The 24,406-nt window shown below is 53.8% G+C and carries 23 protein-coding genes; 6 read left to right on the top strand and 17 right to left on the bottom strand.

Annotated features, from left to right (window positions below; translation table 11 throughout):
* Positions 1-12 precede the first annotated feature (12 nt).
* Positions 13-1,212, top strand: a complete 1,200-nt coding sequence (locus tag E0F26_RS07165) for a serine hydrolase domain-containing protein (protein ID WP_279240983.1) — start codon at positions 13-15, stop codon at positions 1,210-1,212.
* Positions 1,213-1,364: 152 nt separating this feature from the next.
* On the opposite strand, the gene E0F26_RS07160 is transcribed toward E0F26_RS07165, so the two are convergent.
* From E0F26_RS07160 to ald, 6 genes are all read right to left on the bottom strand, one after another.
* A complete protein-coding gene (locus tag E0F26_RS07160) occupies positions 1,365-2,123 on the bottom strand; it encodes a VOC family protein (RefSeq protein WP_279240982.1) in 759 nt (252 codons plus the stop codon).
* Between the two features lie 207 nt (positions 2,124-2,330).
* Positions 2,331-3,398 (bottom strand): DNA polymerase IV, encoded by a 1,068-nt coding sequence (dinB, locus tag E0F26_RS07155; RefSeq protein ID WP_279240981.1) that lies wholly within the window; start codon positions 3,396-3,398, stop codon positions 2,331-2,333.
* A 50-nt stretch (positions 3,399-3,448) separates the two neighbouring features.
* Positions 3,449-4,939: an acyl-CoA synthetase gene (locus E0F26_RS07150; RefSeq protein ID WP_279240980.1), complete on the bottom strand. Its 1,491-nt coding sequence runs from the start codon at positions 4,937-4,939 to the stop codon at positions 3,449-3,451.
* Positions 4,929-6,245, bottom strand: coding sequence for an MFS transporter (locus E0F26_RS07145; RefSeq protein ID WP_279240979.1), 1,317 nt, complete (start codon positions 6,243-6,245; stop codon positions 4,929-4,931). The genes E0F26_RS07150 and E0F26_RS07145 overlap by 11 nt, the downstream gene beginning before the upstream one ends.
* Positions 6,246-6,396: 151 nt before the next feature.
* On the bottom strand, positions 6,397-6,936 hold the full coding sequence (locus E0F26_RS07140) for a demethoxyubiquinone hydroxylase family protein (RefSeq protein WP_279240978.1): 540 nt from the start codon (positions 6,934-6,936) through the stop codon (positions 6,397-6,399).
* 43 nt (positions 6,937-6,979) lie between these two features.
* On the bottom strand, positions 6,980-8,095 hold the full coding sequence (ald, locus tag E0F26_RS07135; protein WP_279243206.1) for an alanine dehydrogenase: 1,116 nt from the start codon (positions 8,093-8,095) through the stop codon (positions 6,980-6,982).
* A 174-nt stretch (positions 8,096-8,269) separates the two neighbouring features.
* Here ald and E0F26_RS07130 point away from each other — a divergent pair, with 174 nt between their 5' ends.
* Positions 8,270-8,731 (top strand): Lrp/AsnC ligand binding domain-containing protein, encoded by a 462-nt coding sequence (locus tag E0F26_RS07130; RefSeq protein WP_279240977.1) that lies wholly within the window; start codon positions 8,270-8,272, stop codon positions 8,729-8,731.
* A 106-nt stretch (positions 8,732-8,837) separates the two neighbouring features.
* On the opposite strand, the gene E0F26_RS07125 is transcribed toward E0F26_RS07130, so the two are convergent.
* Entirely contained in the window at positions 8,838-9,509 is a 672-nt protein-coding gene (locus E0F26_RS07125) for a nitroreductase (RefSeq protein ID WP_279240976.1), read from the bottom strand.
* 155 nt (positions 9,510-9,664) lie between these two features.
* Between E0F26_RS07125 and E0F26_RS07120 the strand changes: the two genes are divergently transcribed.
* On the top strand, positions 9,665-10,747 hold the full coding sequence (locus tag E0F26_RS07120) for a haloalkane dehalogenase (protein ID WP_279240975.1): 1,083 nt from the start codon (positions 9,665-9,667) through the stop codon (positions 10,745-10,747).
* Between the two features lie 77 nt (positions 10,748-10,824).
* Here the strand turns inward: E0F26_RS07120 and E0F26_RS07115 are convergent, their stop codons facing one another.
* Together E0F26_RS07115 and E0F26_RS07110 are read right to left on the bottom strand one after the other, a co-directional pair.
* Positions 10,825-12,042 (bottom strand): acyl-CoA dehydrogenase family protein, encoded by a 1,218-nt coding sequence (locus E0F26_RS07115; RefSeq protein WP_279240974.1) that lies wholly within the window; start codon positions 12,040-12,042, stop codon positions 10,825-10,827.
* A gap of 85 nt (positions 12,043-12,127) precedes the next feature.
* Positions 12,128-13,162: a glutathione S-transferase N-terminal domain-containing protein gene (locus E0F26_RS07110; RefSeq protein WP_279240973.1), complete on the bottom strand. Its 1,035-nt coding sequence runs from the start codon at positions 13,160-13,162 to the stop codon at positions 12,128-12,130.
* Between the two features lie 94 nt (positions 13,163-13,256).
* Between E0F26_RS07110 and E0F26_RS07105 the strand changes: the two genes are divergently transcribed.
* Entirely contained in the window at positions 13,257-14,300 is a 1,044-nt protein-coding gene (locus tag E0F26_RS07105; RefSeq protein ID WP_279240972.1) for a glutathione S-transferase C-terminal domain-containing protein, read from the top strand.
* A 37-nt stretch (positions 14,301-14,337) separates the two neighbouring features.
* Positions 14,338-14,967 (top strand): hypothetical protein, encoded by a 630-nt coding sequence (locus E0F26_RS07100; protein WP_279240971.1) that lies wholly within the window; start codon positions 14,338-14,340, stop codon positions 14,965-14,967.
* Between the two features lie 84 nt (positions 14,968-15,051).
* On the opposite strand, the gene E0F26_RS07095 is transcribed toward E0F26_RS07100, so the two are convergent.
* From E0F26_RS07095 to E0F26_RS07065, 7 genes are all read right to left on the bottom strand, one after another.
* The gene (locus E0F26_RS07095; RefSeq protein ID WP_279240970.1) at positions 15,052-16,179 is read right to left on the bottom strand and encodes a glutathione S-transferase N-terminal domain-containing protein; all 1,128 of its coding nucleotides are present in this window, start codon (positions 16,177-16,179) and stop codon (positions 15,052-15,054) included.
* A 1-nt stretch (position 16,180) separates the two neighbouring features.
* The gene (locus E0F26_RS07090) at positions 16,181-17,989 is read right to left on the bottom strand and encodes an arylsulfatase (RefSeq protein ID WP_279240969.1); all 1,809 of its coding nucleotides are present in this window, start codon (positions 17,987-17,989) and stop codon (positions 16,181-16,183) included.
* Positions 17,990-18,364, bottom strand: a complete 375-nt coding sequence (locus tag E0F26_RS07085; protein ID WP_279240968.1) for a hypothetical protein — start codon at positions 18,362-18,364, stop codon at positions 17,990-17,992.
* A 27-nt stretch (positions 18,365-18,391) separates the two neighbouring features.
* Positions 18,392-19,246, bottom strand: a complete 855-nt coding sequence (locus E0F26_RS07080) for a type 1 glutamine amidotransferase domain-containing protein (protein ID WP_279240967.1) — start codon at positions 19,244-19,246, stop codon at positions 18,392-18,394.
* A gap of 11 nt (positions 19,247-19,257) precedes the next feature.
* The gene (locus tag E0F26_RS07075) at positions 19,258-19,686 is read right to left on the bottom strand and encodes a DUF1330 domain-containing protein (RefSeq protein ID WP_279240966.1); all 429 of its coding nucleotides are present in this window, start codon (positions 19,684-19,686) and stop codon (positions 19,258-19,260) included.
* A gap of 63 nt (positions 19,687-19,749) precedes the next feature.
* Positions 19,750-21,420 carry a sulfatase gene (locus E0F26_RS07070; RefSeq protein ID WP_279240965.1) on the bottom strand — a complete coding sequence of 557 codons (1,671 nt, stop codon included), beginning with the start codon at positions 21,418-21,420 and terminating at the stop codon, positions 19,750-19,752.
* 135 nt (positions 21,421-21,555) lie between these two features.
* Positions 21,556-22,146, bottom strand: a complete 591-nt coding sequence (locus tag E0F26_RS07065) for a TetR/AcrR family transcriptional regulator (protein WP_279240964.1) — start codon at positions 22,144-22,146, stop codon at positions 21,556-21,558.
* A gap of 236 nt (positions 22,147-22,382) precedes the next feature.
* Here E0F26_RS07065 and E0F26_RS07060 point away from each other — a divergent pair, with 236 nt between their 5' ends.
* Positions 22,383-23,843 carry a M20 family metallopeptidase gene (locus tag E0F26_RS07060; RefSeq protein WP_279240963.1) on the top strand — a complete coding sequence of 487 codons (1,461 nt, stop codon included), beginning with the start codon at positions 22,383-22,385 and terminating at the stop codon, positions 23,841-23,843.
* Here the strand turns inward: E0F26_RS07060 and E0F26_RS07055 are convergent.
* Entirely contained in the window at positions 23,802-24,371 is a 570-nt protein-coding gene (locus tag E0F26_RS07055; RefSeq protein ID WP_279240962.1) for a DUF2452 domain-containing protein, read from the bottom strand. The genes E0F26_RS07060 and E0F26_RS07055 overlap by 42 nt on opposite strands.
* Positions 24,372-24,406: the final 35 nt, after the last annotated feature.

Below are 24,406 nucleotides of genomic sequence, written 5' to 3'. Positions count from 1 at the left end.
AAAGGTAAACCCATGCGATCACTCCTCACTGCCCTCACCCTGAGCGTCATTACGCTTAGTGCTATAGCACTGCCCGCCAGCGCCGCCACGAACCAAGAAGTCGAAGGTTTCCTGGAGCGACTAAAATCGGGCGACCTTGATGCGAATGTTCTGCTCTACCCCACTGCTGATCGACGCGTCGCCTTTGCGCATATCAACGCTTGGATGCCGACGCGTCCTTTGTTTCCATCCGAGAAACCCTATGCGCTGACTACTGAGATCGATCGCGATCTTGAGCGCGTGAGCTATCAGGTTGGTGGTGAAACATTCACGGTCGGTGATTTCCTGAAGCGGGAACCACTCCTGGGCATGGCGGTCGTCAAGGGCGACACCATCAAGCTTGAGCACTACGCTGAAGACCATAGCCCAGAGTCTGTTTGGATCTCCTTCTCCGTGACCAAGTCCTTTACCTCAACGCTCATTGGTGCCGCGGTTAAAGATGGCTTCATCGGCAGTATTGAAGACACGGTAGAGACCTATTTACCGCGACTCAAGGGCACAGCTTACGGCGCGGTGTCGATTAAAAACATTCTGCAAATGTCCTCGGGCGTTGCCTGGAACGAGGACTACGCGGATCCGGATTCCGACGTCGCAAAAGCGGGCACCTTCCAAGGAACCCAACTGACGGACTACTTGGGAACGCTGCCTCAGAAACACAAACCCGGAGCGGTCTTTAACTACAACACGGCCGAGAGCAACCTCTTGGGTGAGGTGTTAAGAGCGGCCGTCGGCAACTCAGCCACTGACTACATGAACGCCAAAGTCTGGCAGGGCTTTGGCATGGAGCATTGGGGTAACTGGATGCAATCGGCCCCATTTGCCGGCGAAACCGGTGGCTGCTGCATCAGCGCATCCATCCGTGACTATGCACGACTCGGTATTTTCGTGAAAAACGGCGCTGTGAATGCGGTAGGTGAATCCATCGTGCCCGACGGCTGGATGGCCGAGGCCACATCGCCCTCAAAAGGCTATGAGGGCTACGGTTACAAGTGGTGGCTGTACGGCGGTGGCACGTATATGGCGGAAGGCATCTTTGGGCAGTTTATCTTTATCGATCCAAATCGAGACGTCGTGATCTCGATGCACAGTAACGCGCCTGCTGCCGTGGATACCAACTACCACGCTCATGCCAATGCGGCGATGACGGCCATTGCGGCGGCGTTAGGCTCATAAGCTCTGACTCAAACGCGCTGAAGCGGTGCATGTTGATTTCGTGCACCTTTTTTTAATGAACGTTTTTAAACAGCCGTTTTTTAAACAGAATTTTTTTAAACAGCGACACTTAAACAGCAGTAAACCTTGGGCCTTCAGGATTCGATGAAGCCTTAGTCCCTGCCGAGTATCAGCGTGGGTACACCATGGGTTTTGTCACGCACCGTGCACACCTGGGTACCAGGACGTCGACCCGTCCGGATTTCTGAGACATCAAACCCACGCTCGGTAAGTTCGCTATGGGTCGCTTCAATATTGTCCGTGCGCCAGCTCAAGCCAAAGAAACGATCGCGCTCGGGACCCAAGGGCTTGGACAGCGGCTGATAAACCTCAATGATGAGATCGCCACAGCGAAAGAACATGAGGCGCGCGTCCCAGTTCTCATTAGTGAGATCGAGGCGCATGTCGAGCTGCAAACGACCGCTCAACAGCGCTGACGTAAAATCACCATCACCGCTGGCAACCACCGCATGATCAAGTCCCGATAAGGCGCCCGCACTGGGTAAATCGCGTGACTCGGTCTCGCGCGCTGCCGTCAAAGCCAGGTTCACACTCCGGGTGGTCTCGGGGTTTAGCGCAAGAAACCCGTCATCCGACGCCTCATCAATAATCTCGATGCCAACATTGGGTAGCCGGCGACGCGCGGAGTCAAGGTCAGGACAGCCAAAGACCAGCTGTTTGAGGCCCTGTCGCTCAGACGTCTCAACCAATCGCAAACAGGTATTCGCCAGCTGAAAGCTGACTGAAGATCCACCCCGAAACGCCACTTCCTGTGCTTGGCTCCCTGTCAGCGCCGCATAATCTGCTGTCGCAGCAGACAGATCGTTAACACCGACAACCACAGAATCGAGCTGAGAAATCATTCGGGACATACCGCCGTTCCTTGGGCTTTTTTGGCTAGTTGAGACCGCATAAGGATACGTGGCTGTTTTTTCAAACCCAAGTGTTATCGCCAAATCGATAATCTCAATAACACAAACAGATCGAGACACACCCAGGCTGTTCGTGCGGTCAATGATCAAACACCCGGCATTTCCTGTACCAAATAACGCTCGCTCGGCAGCATCACTCGATGCAACTCAGTCCTCGCCCTGCTCAAACGGCAACCGGCGTGATGCATGCTCCCAACCATCCTGTAGCCTCACGCCAATACCAATGAGCCGAACCGGCATCTCACGGCGGTGCCAACCCTCTATCAATAACTGTCGATAATCCGACTCGACCGCGGCTGTTCCCACACGCTCGACCGTGGTACTGCTGAAATCGGAGAATTTTAGCTTCACAAACGCTTTATGAATGCTCTCATTTGCCTTGGCAGACTCAATGCGCCCAAGTAGCTGTTCAAATAACTTATCGACGTAGGGCTCCCACACGCTCGGTCCAGCGAGATCCTCTCCAAAAGTGGTTTCAACACTGATCGACTTGCGAATCCGGCTTGGCTGAACGGGCCTTTCATCGCGACCACGCGAGCGTTCGTGAAGCACTACACCGAATTTTCCAAATCGTCGAACAAGATCGTGGAGACCCCAAACCCTCACATCAGCACAGGTTTTTAATCCATAGCGATGCATTTTTTCAGCCGTCACAGCCCCTACGCCCGGAATTTTTTTAACTGGTAAGGCGCCGACAAAAGCGTCAACTTGATCGGGCGTGACAACCGTCAATCCGTTGGGCTTCTCCCAGTCGGAGGCGACTTTGGCAATAAATTTATTTACGGATACGCCAGCTGACACGGTGATATCGATCTCTTTTTCTACCTTCGCACGGATTTCTTTGGCGATTTTTGTCGCGGTGAGGCTCTCCCCACTGGACTCGGTGACATCGAGGAAGGCCTCGTCCAGTGACAAAGGCTCGATGATGTCCGTGTACTCCTCAAAAATCGCGCGCATCGCTTTCGACGCTTCGCGATACTTCATGAACTGCGGCGGCACCACCGTGAGATGCGGACAAAGACGCATAGCGTGGGCCGTCGACATCGCTGAGCGGACACCAAATTTCCGCGCATCGTAATTGGCTGTGGTCAACACACCACGACGGTCCGCACTGCCGCCAACGGCCATGGGTATACCGCGCAACTTAGGGTCATCGCGCATCTCTATGGCGGCGTAGAAACAATCAGCATCGATATGAATGATTTTGCGCTGCATCAATGAATTACTTAACGATCCGTCAAGTCAACTAACATGCTGTGTCCCCGCTAAAACCAAGACCTTAGAGATGGCTTCGTTACCTTTCCAAGGGCGTTACGAGGTAAAGCGTCGGTAAAATGCCATTTGCGGGGCACTTTGTAGGCACTCATCCGCTCACGCGCCCATTCTATGAGACTCTCTTGCGAGACCTGCTCATGTAACACTAGCGCACACGCAACGAGCTCACCCCATTCATGATCAGGCACACCGATCACGGCAACCTCGCTCACATTGGGGTGCTCAAGTAACGTCGCCTCTATCTCTAATGCCGATAGCTTGAAGCCGCCTGACTTAATAATGTCGATCGAGGCACGACCCAATATTCGATAGGCACCCTCATCAATCACAGCGATATCCCCGGTTAAAAACCAGCCATCGGCAAATGCTCTGTCAGTAGACGTGACATTCCCCCAATATTCTCTAAATGCTGTTTGGCTTTTCACCGCCAACTCACCCGGGGTCGCGTCGTCAAGGATGTCATTACCGCTCTCATCGACCCGTTTAATCTTGACGCCAGGTAAGGGTTGGCCCACGTGCCCCGGTCGGCGATCACCACGGTAAGGATTGGATAGCGCCATGCCTAACTCAGTCATCCCGTATCGCTCCAGAAAGCGCTGAGAGGTAAGGCCTTCCCACTCCTCAAACAGCGGCACAGGGCAGGCAGCCGATCCTGAAACGTTCAGTCTCATTCGGGCAAACCCCTGGGTGACTTGTGTTTGCCGATCGTGCTCGAGTGTCTTTATGTGGGCAATCAGCTTCACGTAAATAGTGGGTACCGCCATGAATACTGAGTAACGCCCCAAAGCCACATTGGAGCAGATTCTCTCGGCATCAAAGCGCGCATGAAGGTCGACGCTGGCGCCGCGCCACAGCGCGCACAGCAAGATATTAACGATACCGTGGACGTGATGGAGCGGCAGAAACAATGGAATGTGATCGGTCTCGAGCCAACCCCACGCTTCAATAAGCGATGTAATCATGGCCGACACGCTCTCAACCGTGTGAACGACCGCCTTGGGTTTGCCTGTGGTACCGCTGGTGAACACAATTAATGCGCCCTGCTCGGCTTTGAGTGGCAAGGCACTCGGTCGATCGGCGTCGGGTAAAGCCTCGACACTCAGTTGCGCCACACCCAACTGATCACAAACAGTGTCGAGTGCCGGTGTACGCAACGCATCGGGCAGGAGTAATCGCTTGACCCCAGCCACAGAAAGACAATGCGACAGTTCATCAGCGCTCGCATGGACACTCAGCGGCACCGCAATACCCCCCGCTGCCACGACGCCAATGATCAATGCCGCATAGTCGAAACTTGCCGGATACAGAAAAGCCACTCGCTCCTCGTCAAGTGAATCCGCAGCGTTCAATAAGCCCGCAATAACGCGATCCACCGACTGGTTGAGTGCGTCATAGGAAATCGACTGTTCACGGTCTATTAGCGCTGTTGCGCTACCCCGTTCTTCGAGACTAGGAAACCATGAAAAAGATTCAGTCATCATTTGAAAATACCCATAGCAAAAAGCCTACAGCGAGCAGCGGGAGTGCAAAGCACACAAATAGCGCATACATGTCCCAACCAGCCGTAATCAGTGCCGCGGCGAATACCGGCGAGACAATTGCACCGGTCCTGCCCAAGCCTGCAGCCCAACCCACGCCGGCTGCGCGCACATCACTCGGATAAACCTGAGCTGCCAGTGCATACAGACAGGTAAAGCCCCCGTGCAAGAACACCCCCGCAAAAAACATCAGGGCCATGAGACTGCCCAGCTCAGAGGGTTCAGTGAGACCTACGAACACCAATACCCCACCCGCGGACAGAAAAAAGAGTGAGAGCAATGGCACCAACGGTAGCCGCGTCGTAAGGAAAGCTAGAATTAAAATGCCGGGTATCGCGCCAATATTGAACCCCGTCAGTGCATCAATGCCCTGAGATCGGGTATAGCCTGAATCGACGAATAAAGTCGGTATCCAAGACAACATGAAATACATGGTCAAAAACCCCATGAAATACACAGTCCAGAGCGCGAGGGTTTTAAATCGTCGGTCAGCCGTCAGTATTTGCGCCACTGGCGTTGAGGACGGTGGCGTTACATCACTGGGTAAGCCCTGAATAGGCCCCCGGTCCATACGTGCCAGTACACCATTCACCGTACTCTCCCGCTCAGGTCTGTCCCCTGGGCGGCTCGCTAAAAACTCAGGAGACTCAGGCAAAAGCATCCACGTTACAACGCCAATCGTTAACGTTAAGGCACCCCCAGCGGTAAACACCGCGGGCCAACCGTAATCAGGAATTAAGGCATTGGCGATAGGGCCTGCGAGTACCGCACCCACGGGATACCCCATCACTACTAGGGAAACCGCAAGGCTTCGGTATCGACTTGGCATAAATTCAGAGGCCAAAGCAGGGGCACTGCCAAAAATGATTCCGATACCCAGACCCGAAATGAAACGCAACATCGCAAACAGTGTCACCGAGCCGCTGCTTGCAATCCAACTGACACCGAGCATGCTCAGGCCCACCAAGAATATGGCCGCAACTAACAACGCTCTGCGACCCAACCGGTCTGATAAAGGTGCAAGACCTGCCGCGCCAATCGCCATACCAAAGAGCGCAGAACTAAATAGTGAGCCCAGTGCCGAACGCTCGAGCCCCCACGATACCGCCACACTTGGAGCGGTGACGGACATAGCAACGACATCTATACCATCGGCGAGATTCAGCAGAAAGCCAAAAAAGACGACCAGCCACATGAGCGGCACCGTCGGGCCCGCATCGATTCGTGCTCTAACCAACTCAGCACTCATGGTAAGTCCTTCTTCCGGCCTGCGGCTGTCGATCGCACCCAGAAAAAGGACGCCGACTCAACAACCTATCGATAATCTTGATGATAAAACGAAACGGGCGTCTCTGTCCGCCGATGGGACATGAGTACCCTGAGACTACCTGTTAGATGACTCAGATCTTGCGCGCAATTTTAACTGCCTGCTCAGAGCCAAATCCGACGACCCAACACCACGCTTTAAGAAGGCTAGAAGGAGCCTGCGCCTCACCACCTGCTTCGTCACGGTGGTCGGCTTCATCATTGCAAAACCGATGTATAGCTGCGGTAAGTGTTTCGTCGCCGTAGGCTTCTAGCGCCCCATATTGCGACTCATAGTGCTTCACGACAAACGTCTCAACCGCTTCGATTGAGGCGTAAACCCATTGTCGCCCGCCAATTGCAGAGACGGCGCCGAGAACGAACCCCGAAAGGCGCCACAGGGGCAGTAGAACACTTTTCTGAGGCGCGCTTAGCCAATCGTCAAAGAACTGAAGGTGTAACTGCTCAGTCGCAAGATGGTGCGCTGCAAACGACCGAATCTCGACGTTGCGCGATACCGCTAGAACACCTCTGTAAATCCACACTGCCCCCGTCTCGCCCGCATGATTAGAACGCATCTCGCCTGCAAGGTGAGTCGGTAAAGCCGAGGCTGATTGTAAGGACGTTGTATTCATAGTTGACCGCAGTGGAAACGCGAGCCAACTATAACGAATTACTCTAGGAAGTCAGGGCTTCGGCTGGTGAGATCGCATCCAAGCTGAACGCTTCCCCGACACCCGCGTGCGTAAGCTTTCCTGCATGCACGTTCAAACCAAGGGCAAATCGTGCATCATCTCGCAGCGCATCAAGACCCTGATTGGCCAACCGCACAACGTAAGGTAGCGTTGCATTGGTTAATGCAAGCGTTGCGGTTCTTGCTACTCCGCCTGGCATATTGGCCACGCAGTAATGGACAACCCCATCGACGTCATAAGTCGGATCTTGATAAGACGTGGCTCGAGATGTTTCAAAACATCCACCTTGGTCAATGGCCACATCGACCATAACACTGCCTTTTTGAAGCTTGGAAACCAGCGCACGGTTAACCAACTTGGGCGCAGCAGCACCGGGGATTAACACAGCACCGATGATTAAATCTGCATCCAACACCTGCTCTTCAAGCGCTGCTGCGCTCGACCAAACCGTTTCAATACGGCCCATGAAAATATCGTCGAGGTAACGAAGTCGATCAAGCGAGCGATCCAGCACAACAACGCGCGCGCCCATCCCCTGCGCTACCCGAGCCGCATTGGTACCCACAACGCCACCGCCGATAACCACCACTTTGGCAGGCGCAACACCGGGTACGCCCCCGAGCAATACGCCGCGGCCACCGCTCGATTTCTTTAAGAAGTCGCCACCCGCCTGAGCAGCGAGACGGCCAGCAATTTCCGACATGGGAGCTAACAATGGCAAACCGCCGTTTGAACCCTCGACCGTCTCGTAGGCAATGCAGGTTGCCCCGCTTTCCATGAGCAAATCGGTTTGTTGACGATCGGCAGCCAAGTGAAGGTAAGTGAAAAGTAACTGCCCCGGGCGAAGCTGTCGGCATTCGCCGGGCTGTGGCTCTTTAACCTTAACGATCAGGTCGCAGTTGGCGAAAATAGTTTCAGGAGCGTCGACGATAGATGCGCCCGCGGTCACATAATCTTCGTTTGAAAACCCGGCTCCTTCGCCTGCGTTTGTCTCGATCACGACCTCATGACCATGATTAACCAGCTCAACAACACCGGCGGGAGGCAGCCCTACACGGTACTCGTGATTCTTAATTTCCTTTGGCACACCAATACGCATAACCATTAACCTTTCTACTCGATGTTTACTGGATTAGACCTCTTAAACAAGCAGGCGATATTGCGATATTAATGGCTATTTGCGACTTTATTTTCACTAAATTCACACTATCAGCAGTGGAATCAACTTTTATAATGCGATATTTTTTTGCAACCAACTGTTAAGGGATTAGTGATGGAAAGCCTGTCAAAAACGGATAGAAAGATTCTTTCGCTGCTTCAAAAAGACGGCAGAATGAGCGTAGCTGAGGTCGGTCGTCGTGTTGGCCTCACACCGTCGCCCTGCGCCGATCGCATCAAACGGTTGGAAGGCAAGGGGGTGATTACGGGTTACTACGCGCGCTTGGCCCCCAGCAAACTGGATGCTGGCCTCGTAGTCTTCGTTCAGGTGACCTTACAACGCACTGCCGGGGACGCATTTAAAGCCTTCACGGGAGCGATCGAACTCATTCCCGAGGTTGAAGAGTGCCATCTTGTATCAGGGGAATTCGACTTCTTAGTCAAAGCGCGGGTAAAGGACATGACGCACTACAAGGACTTGCTGGCAGGATCATTACTTCAGCTGCCCAATGTGCAGGAGTCTAAGAGCTACCCTGTTATGGAATCAGTTGTGCAGCGCTCGGGTATAAGGCTGTAGTAATACCGTCCCCTGTGCTACTGAGTCACGGGCGGCAACCACCCTTCCCAATGAGACTCTTTGACTCTCGAGCTCGTAAATACCCTGTCTAATATTCTGCCCCCCGTCAAAACCCCCGATAGCGAACAAAGTCGCTGTTATCGGCGCGATCAGAGCGCACAGCATTCGCAGGAAAGCTGTCATCGGGATAACCCATCGCGATGCAAATCATGATGCTCTCGTCATCCGGAATTTCAGCATGTTCGCGTACAACATCAGATTGCATGATGCCCTGACCATTGATGACACAGCCCAGGCCACGCTCCCATGCTGCTAAGACGATGCCGTAGGCCAGGGAGCCAAGAGCAAACTGGCTAATCGCTGCGGGCTCCAGATACTTATCGTAAGTAAGCACCAAAGACACTGGCGCATCAAACTGGCGAAATCCACGCAACATCCAATCCATGCGCTTTTCTTTGTCATGGCGCTCAATACCCATAGCCTCAAAAAGTTGAATCGCCACATCGATTTGCCGTTGTCGATGAATACCCTCGTATTCTTCCTTGTAAGGAAAGTCCCGCACATGCGGCTTTCCAGCCAACGTATTTTCCGTATTTCCTCTGCGAATTTTATCTAGCACATCACCCGTAACAGCGTGTACGCGCCACGTCTGCGTGTTGTAGGAGCTTGGGGCCCATTTCGCCGTCTCAATGATGTCATCGATAAGCTCCTTCGGTACTGGCTTATCCAAAAAACCACGAGCACTTTTTCTTGATTTGGCAAATTGGGTGAAATCCATGCGACCTTTCCCTTCATGAGTTAGCGAATACGGCGTTGAACCCACGCAACTGAAGCAACATGATTCGGTAGTCTAAAGACCGGGACAAAAGCATGGGTATTGAACATTTGTTATATATTGTCACAATATATGTCTTAACCTAAAGAGCCATCGATATGAAAATTTTGCGCACACCGGATAGCTGCTTTGCAGGACTGAGGGACTATCCGTTCGAGCCTCAGTACACGACAATAAAAACGCATGACGGTCAGGACTTAAGAATTCACCATATCGATGAAGGACCGCGCGATGGCGCCATTGTGCTGTGCATACACGGACAGCCTGTCTGGAGTTATCTCTACCGCAAAATGATCCCACACCTTACTTCTGCAGGCCTTCGTGTCATTTGCCCGGATCTCGTGGGCTATGGAAAAAGCGATAAGCCCGCGGCACGAGAAGACTACACCTACGAGCGACAGGTCGAGTGGATGGGTGCATGGCTCGAGCAAAATGACTTCTCGGGGCTGACTTTTTTCGGTCAAGACTGGGGCGGTCTCATTGGTCTTCGACTGGTTGCCGCCCACTCCGATCGCTTCGATAACGTGGTCATTGGCAATACCGGCCTGCCTTACAACCCAGATGTGCCGCAAGCAATGGTTGATGAGGTCGAGGACTACCGTGCCAACGCCCCCACTCCCACGCTATTCGGCATGTCCAAGGAACTGCGATCGCTATCATGGGGTGGCAAGGCGTCTAATCCAGCGCTTATCTTTGCGGTCTGGCAAAAGTTCTGCTGGGAGACAGTCCATCCACCGTTTGGACTGATGTTATCGATGATGAGCGAGCAACAACCGACCCTCATGAAAGTCGCGAGAGCGCTACTCCACAAACTGGGCATGCGAGCGCCGCTGCCATCGTCCGTTGCCAAGGCTTATGACGCACCCTTCCCAAGCGCCGAGTACGCAATGGGACCACGCGCTATGCCGAGCCAGGTGCCCTCGTTACCGACATCGCCGTCGCTCGAGCAGCAACGATTGGCTTGGGAGTTTTTCGAGAGCTTCGATAAGCCCTTCGTCTGTGCCTTTGCCGACGATGACCCTGTCACCAAAGGGGGTGACGCCATTTTCTTAAACCGAGTACCCGGCACCAAGGGCCAGCCCCACACCACCATCAAAGGAGCTGGGCACTTCCTGCAGGAGACACGCCCCAAAGAGGTGTCTCAGGTCATTATTGACGTCGTAGCACGGTCGGCCGCCTAGGCCGACCCAATGTTCTGAAGACCGCACACGACAGAGAGCCTATGCGCCCGCTCTCAAGCGAGCGCCCCCAACCCCACCTAAGATTCGTTGAGTTCCCGGGCCGTCATTTTACCCAGTTGTGACATGTGCACTTCATCGGGACCATCGGCGATGCGCGAAAAACGGGCCAGAGTGAATACATCTGGAATCAAGGTGTCCTGAGAAACGCCCATACCGCCAAATACTTGCATGGCCCGATCAGCCACTTGCTGCGCCATGTTGGGTGCCACAATCTTCACCATGCTGATGTAGGGTCTTGCAGCGGTCATACCTTCGGTATCCATTACATGCGCCGCCTGTAACGTTAGCAACCGCGCCTGTTCAATGTCGCAGCGGCAACGGGCAATTTCATGCTGGACACTTGTCTTTTTGATAAGCGGCTCCCCAAACGCCACCCGCTCCTCTGCACGCGCGCACATGAGTTCTAGACAGCGCTGCGCCATACCAACGAGGCCCATGGCGTATTGGAAGCGGCCCGGTCCTAATCTGCCCTGGGCAATCTCGAACCCGCATCCCTCGCCCTTAATCATATTCGTGACCGGTACGCGCACATTCTCAAACAAAAGCTCAGCCTCGCCGCCCGGCGAATGGAGACTGTCAAATACGCGCAGTGGTCGCACCAACGTTATCCCGGGTGTGTCTCTGGGTACTAGTATGGTCGAGTGCTGCCGGTGACGCGGGTTCTCGGGGTTCGACTTACCCATGACCAGCATGATTTTACATCGTGGATTGATAGCGCCTGTGGTCCACCATTTACGCCCGTTAAGCACGTACTCATCGCCGTCACGCGTTATCTCTAATTCCATGTTGGTGGCGTCACTAGAGGCCACCTGAGGCTCGGTCATGGCGTACGCACTTCTAATTTCGCCGGCCAACAAAGGATCAAGCCATTGCTTTTGTTGAGCCTCGGTACCGTACTTCGCCAGCACTTCCATGTTGCCGCGATCAGGTGCGTTGCAGTTGAATACGGGCTGCGCCCACAAGACCTTGCTCATGGTCTCGAACAAGGGTGCGATTTCGACATTGCTGAGCCCGGGACTCCATGGCGCATACTCACGCGGCAAGAATAAATTCCACAGACCCTCAGCTTTCGCCAGCTCACGGAGTTCATCAAACCAAGGCGGTGTGACCCAGAGGTTATCTTGATCCAAACACCACTCGTGCCAATCATGCTCACGCGGATAAATATGCTTGTCCATGAATGCTTGCAGCTGAACGTTTAATCCCATCACCCGATCATTTAACTCAAAACCCATCTATGTCATTCCTTTATCAAATGAGATGCGCTGTCAATTTTTTTGCGCAGCGCTTTTTATCGCTCAAGTACTCGTTAATCCTGGACTAAAACAGCATTGTTTCGACACCCGTTCCCTGCAGTATCGAGTCAACTAATGCACGGTCCGATGATGAGAGCGCCTGATACTGCTGGTTCGTCCACCGAAGACACTTGGCCTGGTAGGGGAAGGTTTGCTGCACCCACGGCGCGCCGTCAATGTCGCATTCCCACGTCCTCTCACCCTGCTCCACCGCTTTTGCGTTAGCCAGTTGCGCGGGGGCATAGACTCGGCCAATCTCTGACAAGAGCGCCTTCAAGCTCTCGGGCTGCTCCTTAAGATCAGTCCAATCTTGTTCCTTGGGTTCCAGCCCACTCTGATCTTCAATTTGATCCACCCAGGCCACGGTTCGAGGCGACACTTCATGCGCTATTGCACGCGAGGTAGGATCAAACCCAACCAGCTGCGTTAGCTGGCCGTGCAAACCGAAATCGCCTGCGCCCGGCCGATTACCGAGCATGAACTTCTGATTCCCCAAATGCGCTTCCATCGCGGAAAGAAAACGTCGGTAGCTTGCATCAATCACAGGGGCCGTTGTGTCATTCGAGCCCACGACGTAGAGCCGGCTAATCTGACGCTCTGAAATATGCTGCTTGAATTGCTGAAAAAACTCGGTGGGCATGCTGACATCCATGCCCAGCGGCAAGAGGGTGCCCGCATTGTCCGCATCGTCACTGAAGTGCCAGCGGTAATGGAACATGTATTTGGTACACCACTCGTCAGCGAAATCCTCAATCAGGTAATCGATAAAGGCGAGTGCCGGATCCTCCGGCAACACGGATCGACCCGGGTACATTGCCTCGAGTCTTCGAATAATGGGAGTCGAGTCACATTCGGCCGTGGTACCCGCATCGCCATCAAAGAAGAAAGTAGGCATGAAGATGGGGCGCGGCTTCTCCACGCCCATGGCATCGCAGGCCGCATCCGGTTGTCCCCACTGAATACTGTAAGGAATTCGGCGGTAGCGAAGCAGCGCCACCATTTTTTGCGTATAGGGTGAACCCGTGCCGCCAACTAATTTAAGTGGGGTCTGTAATGTCATTATTAGTCTCTTTTTTTATCTGCATCGAAGGCGGTAAATATTGACATAATTGATGTCAATATGTAAGCCTCGCTGCTTATATGAGGACGTCATTATGTACCCTGGGGAATACACTTTAATAGGCACTGAGCTGAGCTTTTTCACTCGCAAACTCGAGGCTCAGCTGCGTTTCCAGCGGATTCCCTGGCGCTACCAATTCAAAACCGAAGCCCGGCGGGAAGCGCTCGAGACCAAAGCTGGCACGCATTTCATCCCATTACTGTCCACGCCCGACCGATGGTTATTACAGGACACCATTTCTATCGGGCCATTCCTCCACGAGCGCTTTAGTGAAACCCCCGTCATACCGAACACTCCGCTTCAGCGATCGCTCTGTTTTATCTTGGAAGATGCACTCAATCACTGGCTTGGGCGTGTCTGCGTGCATTCACGCTGGTGCTACCCCGACAACGTAGCCTGGGTTGGGCCTCGTTTCGGTGCGAACATCTCGCTTGATCGATCCATTGATACGCCATTTAGCGATGAGGAGTTAGCGCAGCTAAGCCCTATTGGTCCAGCCATGAACGAGGGATTCGGACAAAACGCCTGCGCCGTCAATGGCGTTGGCGCAGAACAAGCAGCGGCGGTGCAAGCTGACTTTCAAGACATGCTCGACGTTCTGTCAAGCCACTTGCGACAGCACCCCTTTCTCCTCGGCAACCGGCCGTGCCTCGCAGACTTTGCGTTAGCAGGCGCGAGCAAAGCACATTTTATTACCGATCCCGAGCCCAAAAGCTGGCTAGGGCAATATGAAGCTATGTTAACGCAGTACACCGAGTCCTTTTTTACAGATGATGTGATCGAAGCTGGCGCTTGGTGCGACGACGACAAGTTGCCCGATACGGTCGCTTCGATAGTGAACTACTTTGCGCGGACCTATTTCGTGTCCTCGTCGGCAAATATTGCCGCAGGTCTGGCGGGAGAGAAATTTTACGAATATGACATTGGCTACGGCGTGACAAGGGCTCGAACAGCCAGGAGGCTGAATCAGGCGCGCTTGCATGTAAAAGATGAGTTGAATCTCGTGAATGCCGCTCAAGACCCCTCGGTTCGGACACTTCTCGAGCAAACCGGTATCTTGTCTTACTACTTACAATAACAACGGACGATCGCTCAGATCTCCTTAGGACTTCGTCATGACGACTCGCATGAAAATCTGGCTTTTACCTGCCCTCCTCTTCGCTCTTTTCCTCTTTTGGTACACCCCGTCTGGCGGCCCTCTCTCTGACGCTGAGGTCGATAACTTCATTGTGAAAATGGAAGCAAACGGGGGCTCACCGGAAGCAATCGCGATGATCAGACAATTTGGTGAAGAAGATACCGGCAAGCATTTCATCATGATCAATAACATCGACTACGACGAGACGCCTGGGAACGTCGCCGGTGCAGCGCCGGGCGAAAATGCACAGCAACTCATGGACCGCTACATGGGACATATGATCCCGGCCATGCTCTCTCGAGGCTCACACCCTGTCATGATGGGGCCGGCCGCCTATCGCAGCATCGATGTCATTGGCGTTGAGGGTGTGGACATATGGGATATGGGCGGTTTAGTACGCTACCGTAGTCGACGCGATTTCCTCGAGATCGTGACGGATCCGGCATTTAGCGGTAAACATCACTTCAAAGCAGCAGCACTGGAGAAAACCATCGCTTTCCCCGTCGAGCCCGATTTCAATCTGGGAGATCCCCGGCTACTCATTGGCCTTTTGCTTCTTGCCGTAACCGCATTGGCGGACGCTCGACGTTCATCACAGGGCGATTAGGATAAGCGACGACGACCTTCGCCTACTCTACCGAGGTGATTACTGTTCGCCCCCGCGGCTAAACGCAGCGAATTCATGCAAGGCCTAAACCCAAACCTCGAGGTTATCGGCACGTTCAATGCGCCGGTTTAGGGCTGCGTCGAGAATGGCAGTCATGCCCGATTTGCTAAGCACCGCGTCGACAGCGGCCTTTTCGGTTTCAGACAGACTCGCGTAATCGTCCTGAACTCGCTGCAAAAGATAAAAACGATGCGGTTGGGCTAGGGCCTCTATGGTCTGCCCACGCAAAGCGAAGGTGGCCGTCCCGCGTGCTTGAGCGAGCCGGCCCACTGCCGGGGCACCTGTCTCTGGTTTATTTTCAGCCAACCAGCCATTAATCGACTCTGCTGCAGCGAGGGTTTCCGGCACAAAATCCTCAGCCAAGACCCGCAAGACAGCCATCAAGGACTCAGGCACCTCATCGTCATCAATAAACTCTGTGCCTGCGTTAAAAAACTCCGGCACGTCCTGATCGGCACGATTCATTCGCTCGACCCATCGATGCACTGAGACCGCTCGCTGCTGCATCAGCTTTGCCGGATGCGGATCGCGGCCCAAATGCGCATACATCGGCGCGATGAGACCAAAGTCCCCCACGCTGGGGCGCCACCCAAGTAAGTACGGGTACTGCTCGAAATGCGCATTTAACGCGTCTAAATAGTCAAGATAGAGTGACTCGACCACATCCTGACTGTGCTCGGTAACGCCAAAAATCATTGCTGCGTAGCGCATGCGATCCATCATGGCTTCGGTCTTTTCAGCCCTTTCCGGTGTGTCGCGCTGTGAGTGAAGGAAGTGGTACCGAACAAAGGCTAGATTGTCCTCGGGAAAGTTCCATCGGTAGTGCATGGCTGGCCGCAATAAGCCATCGGTGCCAATGACATCAAACAGCGCACTGATAATGCGCTGCCTGGGACCTCTCGGCTGACTCGGTCGACCATTTGTCGCCTCGAAGTGTTCGATGATGGCGGCGCCATCGCGAATAACCTCACCCTCTGGCGTCACCAGTGTGGGAATGGTCGCTAATTTCCCCTTGGGTAAGACCTCTGCTTTGAAGCTCTCGTGACCTGTCGAGAGCTCCTGAAAAGCGATCTGATGTTTGATGAGGTAACTGCGGGCACGACCCGAATACAGAGAGTGCGTAATCGCATAAAGTCGATGGGGGTTTGACATCCTAGCTAGGCCTCTTTTTCATTCGGTAGGCCACCCAAAAGGGCAGCAATATCAGCGCCGTCAGCATTGCGATTAGCACTGGGGTCTTGAATCGGTGGTGTAGGACATTGATCAGAAGCTGTTTGGTGTGGCTGTAGCCAGCTGGCACCTCCAACACCTTATTCTCTCTGACATAGCGCTGATAGGCCGACAGCATCGTTTGTAGACGCGCTGGCTCCAAGGCGGCGAGATCATGGGTCTCACCCGGATCTCGAACAATGTCATACAAATGCCACTGTCCATCGCCCAGAGCACCTCGAGTAAACAGGAGCTTGTAATCGCCCTGAAACAACGCCGCATGGCCCGCTAGTTCGTAGCCAACAGAATCAGATTCTTCGTATACCCGGTCGACCTCGCCGGTAATTAACGGCATGAGATCCCTGCCAACCATGGGTTCGACAGGCCTGCCTCGGTAGCGATCTTGCGGGGCGGTAACGCCAGCCACACTCAGCAGCGTAGGGGTGATATCGGTGACAAAAGAAAAGGAATGATTGATCTCACCAGCTTTCGTGACAGAGGGCCCACTAAGGATCAGCGGTACTCGCATACCACCCTCCCCCGCGTAAAATTTAAAAAGCGACAGTGGACTGGCGGCTGCACTGGCAAAACTGGGGCTAATGGTGTTGTAACTCCCCTTTAACCCCAAGGATTCATAGTCAATGTTGTACCCCACTGACGTTGGCCCTTGCCGTGCTGTAAATGACGACGGATCGGCAGAGCCACTGGCTTCAGCACCGTTATCTGAGGTGAAAATGATCAGCGTATTGTCGTATTGGCCTGCCGCCTTGAGATAGTCGAATAATCGACCTAAGTGGTGATCCATCGCCTCAACCATAGCGCCGTAAACCGCCATCCGTTTTGACTCATAACGCCGCTGCTCGTCGCTCAGGGCTGACCAATCGTCAGTGGTCGACATACGAACCATGTCGGTTTCCGGCGGAACGAGACCCAGCTCGATCGATCGAGATCGACGCGCTTCTCGCAATACATCCCATCCCTCGTCGTACACGCCCATGTAACGATCGATGTAGGCCTGTGGCGCTTGCACGGGGATGTGCACCGCCTGCAACGGTAAATAGGCAAAGAATGGCTCGCCATCGGCGAGGTTACTGTCGACAAACTCGATGGTCTTATCGACTAAGAACCGAGAGGAGTAAAAATCATCTGGCAGTTGGTAAGGCTCACCATCGGCATACCAGTTCGCAGTGTCATATAGCGGGATATAGGGCCGCTGCTCCCAGTTATCGGCACCGGAATCTGCCAACGCAACAGTACGCTCGAAACCTCGCTGACTGGGAAGTTTCCCCGGCCCCGTGCCCAAATGCCATTTTCCGGCGAAATAGGTGTGATAACCAGCATCCTCAAGAAGCGTGGCCACGGTCACGACGTTGTCGCCTAGCACGCCCTGATAGTGCTCATACTGCTGTAGCTCAGGCGGCAACATCTCAGGAATGTTGGGAACGCCGGCAAGATGTGCATCGACACCGGTCAACAGCATCGCACGCGCCGGCGCGCAGTTGGCTGCCGTGTGGTAATTGCTGAACCGAAGGCCCTCTTTTGCTATGGCATCGAGGTTAGGGGTGCTTATCTCGCTGCCGTAAGATCCTAAGTCACTAAAACCTAGGTCATCAGCCAACACCAAAACAATGTTGGTGCGCTGGGAGGTATCAATGGATGACCTGCTTGCGCTGTCTGCAATTTCAGCGGCCATTGAGGGCGCACTCGAAAGCGCCGCTACAATAAACAGACACAGCATATGTCTAAAGGACACTCAATCGTCCTCGCCTAAAACCCGCGAAGCGATTAATAACAGCGCCGCAATAACGACCTCTGAGCGAACCTGACTCGCAAGTGCTGCGTCGTGAACCAGCCAAGCAACGGTGCGCCCCACGGCCGTTAGTGACAGGAGAATGGCCGCAGCGTAGAACCAGGGGCGATGTCCCGTGACGACACCGAGCACCATCGAGATACCCAGAAACAAAAAATAGCCCGACATGTCGCCGATCTGTGAGCTGAGACCCAGACCATCGCCCAAGATAAGCCCAAACTCGGGCGCAATACCTTCAGGCGCGATCAACCATCGAACGCCCATAACGATGAACACCGCAGCGAGGAGCGATATAACGAGTGAAACTACCCGTCTCATGGTTGAACTCCTCTCATTGGCCATGCCCTAGCCCTCACGATCTGCGTATACCTGCATCATGACGTGTGCAGCTTCGAGGCCCGAGTTTTGATTCTGGCCGGTCACGAAGCGTCGCTCATCGTCCACCGCAACATGGGTGGCAAACACGTCTCTAAAGGCGCTTTGACTCTCAAAAAGGGCGCCCGCCTTGCGTAACTCAGTCTCGGGGTGCTTAGGGGTCACCTCGATACCGAGTTCCTTTATTTGCTTATCGGTCACGCCTGTCATGCGGCGACCCGCAACAAGCAAACTACCATCCGTCGTTCGCGCATTGACCAAGCCCAACACGCCATGACACACGCCGCCGATGATGGCGTCTTTAGCACCGTAGTACGCATCGCTGACCATCTCACCTAGGACAGGGCTTTGTGCCAAATCGTAAGAGGCACCCCATCCTCCTGATATGAAGACAATGTCGTAAGCAGTGATATCGACGTCTGCGATAGGAATCGAGTACTTGGCTTTGGACATCGCAATACTGTCGTTGAGAAACCGCTCATCTTCAGCTGTCCTTACAACGCGGTTAATTGTTTCGGGGTCTATCGGTATTTCACCCCCGTTGATACTGGCCAGATCCACATCCATCCCACCATCGAGAAAGGTGTAGTAGGGATGCGTCATTTCTGACGCCGCGACGCCGGTGGGGTCTCCCTCTGTTTCTCCAACCGGCGCCAACACACGATGGCTAGTGGTGATGATAAGCGCCCGCTTACCGGGTAAGTTGACAGTCGGCCCGACGTAGTCAGGGTGCAACCCGGCCTTGTGAACCAAGCTGGGCAACGAAATCACGAAAACGCCGATAAAAAAGACGACAGCCAGACCTATCTTTAGGGTCTTGCCCATGCCCTACCCTCCTATTTATCTGTTTCAAAAACGACGGAACGGGTAGTCTCAATATTGAGCTGTCCGGCCAACCCCGCGGCACGGTGAACAGCAATTTCTTGATACTCCGGCAACTGCATCATCTCCAGCATCGCCGCCCGCGAGGGGTACTGGGCTATCGCCACTGAATCCCAGAGCTCCTCGACCTCACCCAGCATGAGTCGGTTTACCTCACCGGAAAATATGATCTCCCCGCCTACCTTGGAGAGGGTCTTCGTGACACCTTTGGAGTAAATAGCGTAAGCCTCTGCCCCGGTCAGTTCGCTCTCTCGGCCGTCTTCGTAGCTGGCTTTATCTCTGAATTTGAGGAGGTTAACCATGCTGATGGGACCTTCTGGACCGGGGGCCAAGAAGCCCGCCATCTGCTCCTGCGTTGGGATCACACTGTTCTCTACTTTCATCCTCTTCGTACCTTTTGACGCGTCATTTGTAATTTTAAGAGTGAACCTACGGATCGGCCGAGACTAATTCGGCCAGTAAATGTATTCGTCACCTTCCTCAAAACGCTCATGGCGCGTTTTATCGATGGCAATCGGCTGCTCACTAACTGGCGGATAAAGCGATGGTCTCGATGCCGCTGCATGCGCATCAAGCAGAGTCATCAATGCGGCCACCTTTTCGGGCTCGCTCGCCGCCAAGTTGTTTTTCTCATTAGGATCCTCGGCAAGATTAAAGAGCCACTGTTTATCCGGTCTCGCCGTCACCTGCAGCTTCCAGTCTTTATGACGCACCACGCGGTAGTGTCCGCTTTGCCAGAATAAAGTGTCGCGGCTCCAGGCTTCCTCGCCCTTACCTGTCGCCAGCGGCAGCAGGTTCTTACCATCGATGATCACATTTTGAGGCTGCGCTGCCCCAGCCGCGGCCGTCAGTGTTGGCATGACATCAATATGCGCCACGGGCTCTTCGGCAACAGTGCCCGCTGCAATCTTAGCGGGCCATTTCATCATGAGTGGCACACGGATGCCGCCCTCAAACTGGCTGAGCTTCCAACCGCGAAATGGCTTATTGATATCGGGTAACCCAATGTAGCCAGGACCGCCGTTGTCGTTTGTGAAAATGACCAGCGTGTTATCGGCCAGGCCCGCTTCTTCCAGCGCCGCATTGATGCGACCCACACTGCGATCCAGCGAACGGATCATGCCGGCGTACACTCGCTTACGATGGGGCTTAATATCCCCCACAGCCTCGTAATCCTCTTTCGTCGCTTGTAAGGGCGTGTGCACACCCCAGTGACCCAAATACAAAAAGAAAGGCCGATTTCTATTGGCTTTGATGATATTGATCGACTCATCTGTCCAGTAATCAGTTAGGTAGCCTCGTGGTTCAAATCGATCTTGATCACCCGAATTGAAGCTATTAGCAAACCCCAAGCGCGCCCAGAGAAATTGATCAATGGGATCAAAATCGAGCTTTGCATTAACGACATTCGGATCATCTTCTGGAAGGTATAAAGCGCTCGCCATCAGTAAGCTCTGATCAAACCCCTGTTGATGGGGAGCCATGCCGTTTTGCCGTCCAAGGTGCCATTTGCCGATATGAAAAGTCGCGTAACCCTGCCCTTTAAGCACCTCAGCAATCGTCACTTCCTCAGGCGGTAAGCCTTGCTGCTCATAGGGTGGCTTACTATGGTCAAGATCACTGTCATACAAGCTAGAGGGAAGTCCGCTATCCATCTCAGCCGATATGCGCGAGACCATTGGTGCCATACCCGAGGGGGTTGGCGTGAATTCAAATCCGGTGCGCGACGGGTAACGTCCCGTCATTAACATGGCGCGTGACGGCGCGCAGGTACCGGCACCAGAGTAGGACTGCGTAAAGACAACGCCATCTTGTGCTAACTGATCAATATGCGGCGTTTTAACCCGCCCGTCGGCCAGCCCACCGCCAAAAATAGAAATATCGTTGTAACCCAGATCATCAGCGACGATTAAAACGATGTTAGGTGGCCGCTCACCCAGAGGCGCAACCGCTTCTTCAGGACCTTGGTTCCAGGGAATATCACGTGGCGGGCCCACCTGGTACTCATTCGCCGACTGATATTTAAGCAGCGCTAGAAGAAGCGGCGTTTGATTTTGGTGAGCAACTACCCCCGCAACGACCAGCAACACGGTGACGAATAACACTGTTCTTTTCACGCTTGAGTCCCCAAAGGCGCAGGCACACCGTTCTCATCTGCGACCGAAAATTATTTAGTCATAGATTATGTCAATTTATAACTAAGGCGCAAATGATTTGTATCTAAAGCCTTGGCAGACGTTAGGGTCGCCAAATCAATCCGAGGTGAGCAAAGCCATCAGCAACGATATTACGACCGTGCGGCTAGCCTCTAAAGATAAGCCTTGCTCGCTACGAAGCCGGTGCCACATCTCAAACGACGCGCTCGCATGGATGGACTCGCAATCAACCTCAGTCAAGTCTTGTAGCTCCGGTAACCACACCTCCAGATCTTTTCGCAAACCTCGCTGATTCCGCGCGTAGTTTGTTCGAAGTGTCTCGTAGCGCCATAGCTGCGCTTTAGTGCCCAATACCACGTTTTTCAGTTGCTCAAACGCAGCACTTCGTCGCTCAACGGCCCGATTGACTCGTTCTTTGAGCGAACCCTGTCTGTCGCCACCGATAAACAAGGCTTCATAAGAATCACGTAATTGATCATCGGCCGCTTTGAAGAGCGTTTCCATATCGTCGAAATGACGGAAGAACGAACGTATTAAAACGCCGGCACGATCTGATATCTGCTGAGCGGTAGGGACCAATATGCCCTCTTCCTGAAGGGAGAGCGCCGCGTCGATAATGGCGAGGCGCGTGCGCTCACCGCGTTGCCTTCGCCCATCTATAGAGATGCCTTGGTTACTGCCCGCCATGAAGTCCTCTGGTGAAACTCAACGTTACGAAACCTCAAGTGTACACCCACCAACCAAACCAAGGCACTCGTCAAAAAACGGAGAAATTCGCTCACAAGATTTCAGTGCGTAGGGCGATACACAGGAATTAATCCGCTGATATCCGCCCTGATTCCACCCAAAAAGCCACCCACTTTTCGGTCTGTTAGTATGCGCAAGAAGCAACACAACGTTGACTGGACTTAAAGAATTGCCCAATGCCTGACAACACGAGCATCGTCATGACAACTACTCAACACCGAGGCGTCACGGTCGCCGCTTTGTTTTTATCACTGTGTTCACTAATCGCAAATGCCAACGAGAGCGTGCTCAACAGTATCGAGCGAAGATCGGATCAGCTCACGGACTTGAGTGATCTCATTTGGGACCTCGCCGAAGTGGGCTATCAGGAAACGCGCTCAAGCGCCGCTCTCAAGAGCGCACTAGAAGCCGAGGGGTTCACCATCGAGAGTGGTGTTGCGGAAATTCCCACGGCTTTTATCGCAAGCTATGGATCGGGGGAACCTGTCATCGCTGTCATGGGTGAATTCGATGCGTTACCGGGCATCAGTCAAGCCGCGCTGCCGTATCCAAAAGCGGTTGAGGGAAAACATTCGGCACAAGCCTGCGGTCACCACTTATTTGGCACCGGGTCACTCGGTGCGGCCATCGCCACAAGAGAGTGGCTCGAACAAACCGGCACATCGGGCACGATTCAGTTTTTCGGCACGCCGGCGGAGGAAGGCGGATCGGGAAAAGTCTACATGGTACGAGCAGGCCTTTTTGACAACGTCGACACTGTCATACATTGGCATCCGGCATCGGTTAATGCAGCTGATTCAGCCAGCACGCTTGCCAATCGCTCTGCAAAATTCACCTTTTCGGGGGTTTCTTCACACGCTGCGTCGGCGCCAGAGCGGGGCAGATCAGCCCTCGATGCGGTCGAGTCGATGAACTTTATGGTCAATCTATTACGAGAGCATGTGCCGGCTTCTACGAGGCTGCACTACGTCATCACAGATGGAGGCTCTGCACCTAACGTCGTTCCGAACAAAGCCCAGAGTTTTTATTACGTACGACATCCCGATGAGAGCAGTTTGAGAGCCATCTGGGACCGCGTGGTTGCCACAGCCGAAGCGGCGGCGCTCGGCACGAGTACGACAATGAGCTATGAAGTCATTCATGGTAATTACAGTGTGTTACCCAATGACACGCTCGCTCAGGTCATGCATAAAAACCTTTCGGCGGTGGGTGGCGTGCACTACACCGAGACCGACCTAGCCTTTGCTAAGGAGATTGCCAAGACCTTGCCCGACGACGCGCTACTGGCCGAAAGAGCAGCACAAATCAAACCCTACACCTCCGGCGTTCGCGGAAACGGATCAACAGACGTTGGCGATGTGAGCTGGACGGTACCGACGGTGGGCATGAGTGCGGCGACATGGGTCCCCGGCACAGGCGCACACACTTGGCAGGCGGTTGCGGCGGGACGCACACCCATTGGACACAAAGGCATGATCGTCGCCGCGAAATCGATGGCACTGACCGCCGTCGATCTCTTCAAAAACCCAGCGCTTCTCAGTGCCGCAAAAGACGAGTTTTACTCACGGCGTGGTCGAGACTTCGAATACGAGGCGTTATTGGGTGATAGAGAGCCGCCGCTCGACTACCGCCGCTAAAAGCCCCACCCCATTGTCGCCCGCAAGCCGCAAAGAATGTTTCAAGGACCGCTTGAGCGCAGAAGCCAGAACCCGTTGTTGATAGGGCAGGCTCTCAACGTAATCGGGAAGCATTTCGTCAAAGCTTTCTGACGACGCAGCCTGTGCTTGAAACCCCTCAAGAAACGACACCAAGGCAGCGCGCACCGAGGGGCTCAAATTGTCGTCAAATTGCAATTGCCATGTCATATCAGGACTCAGCTGACACTCGGCAACGAATTCGCCGGGGATTCGTGCGCCCCACTCATTAGGGGCAATCAAAGAGAGCTGCCAGTCCAAACCTACCCGATACAAAAAATAGGTGTTATCCGGAGCAACCCTGAATTTGAATGCGGCGGACAACACCAGACTCGAACACCAATAGTCCAAAAGCGCCTCATCGGCTGACTTAGGGCGAATTTCGGCAGGCGCTGCGGCCGCCATTTGTTGCAAGACCATGACGACGCCTTTTCCTTGCGGATTTCCTTGTGGATTCACCGTGTCGTCCATAGATAACTCTTATCCTGTTTAGTCGGTCTCTTCGT

Source organism: Candidatus Paraluminiphilus aquimaris (genome assembly GCF_026230195.1).
GTDB lineage: Bacteria > Pseudomonadota > Gammaproteobacteria > Pseudomonadales > Halieaceae > Luminiphilus > Luminiphilus aquimaris.
This window is presented reverse-complemented; position numbering and strand designations above follow the sequence as displayed.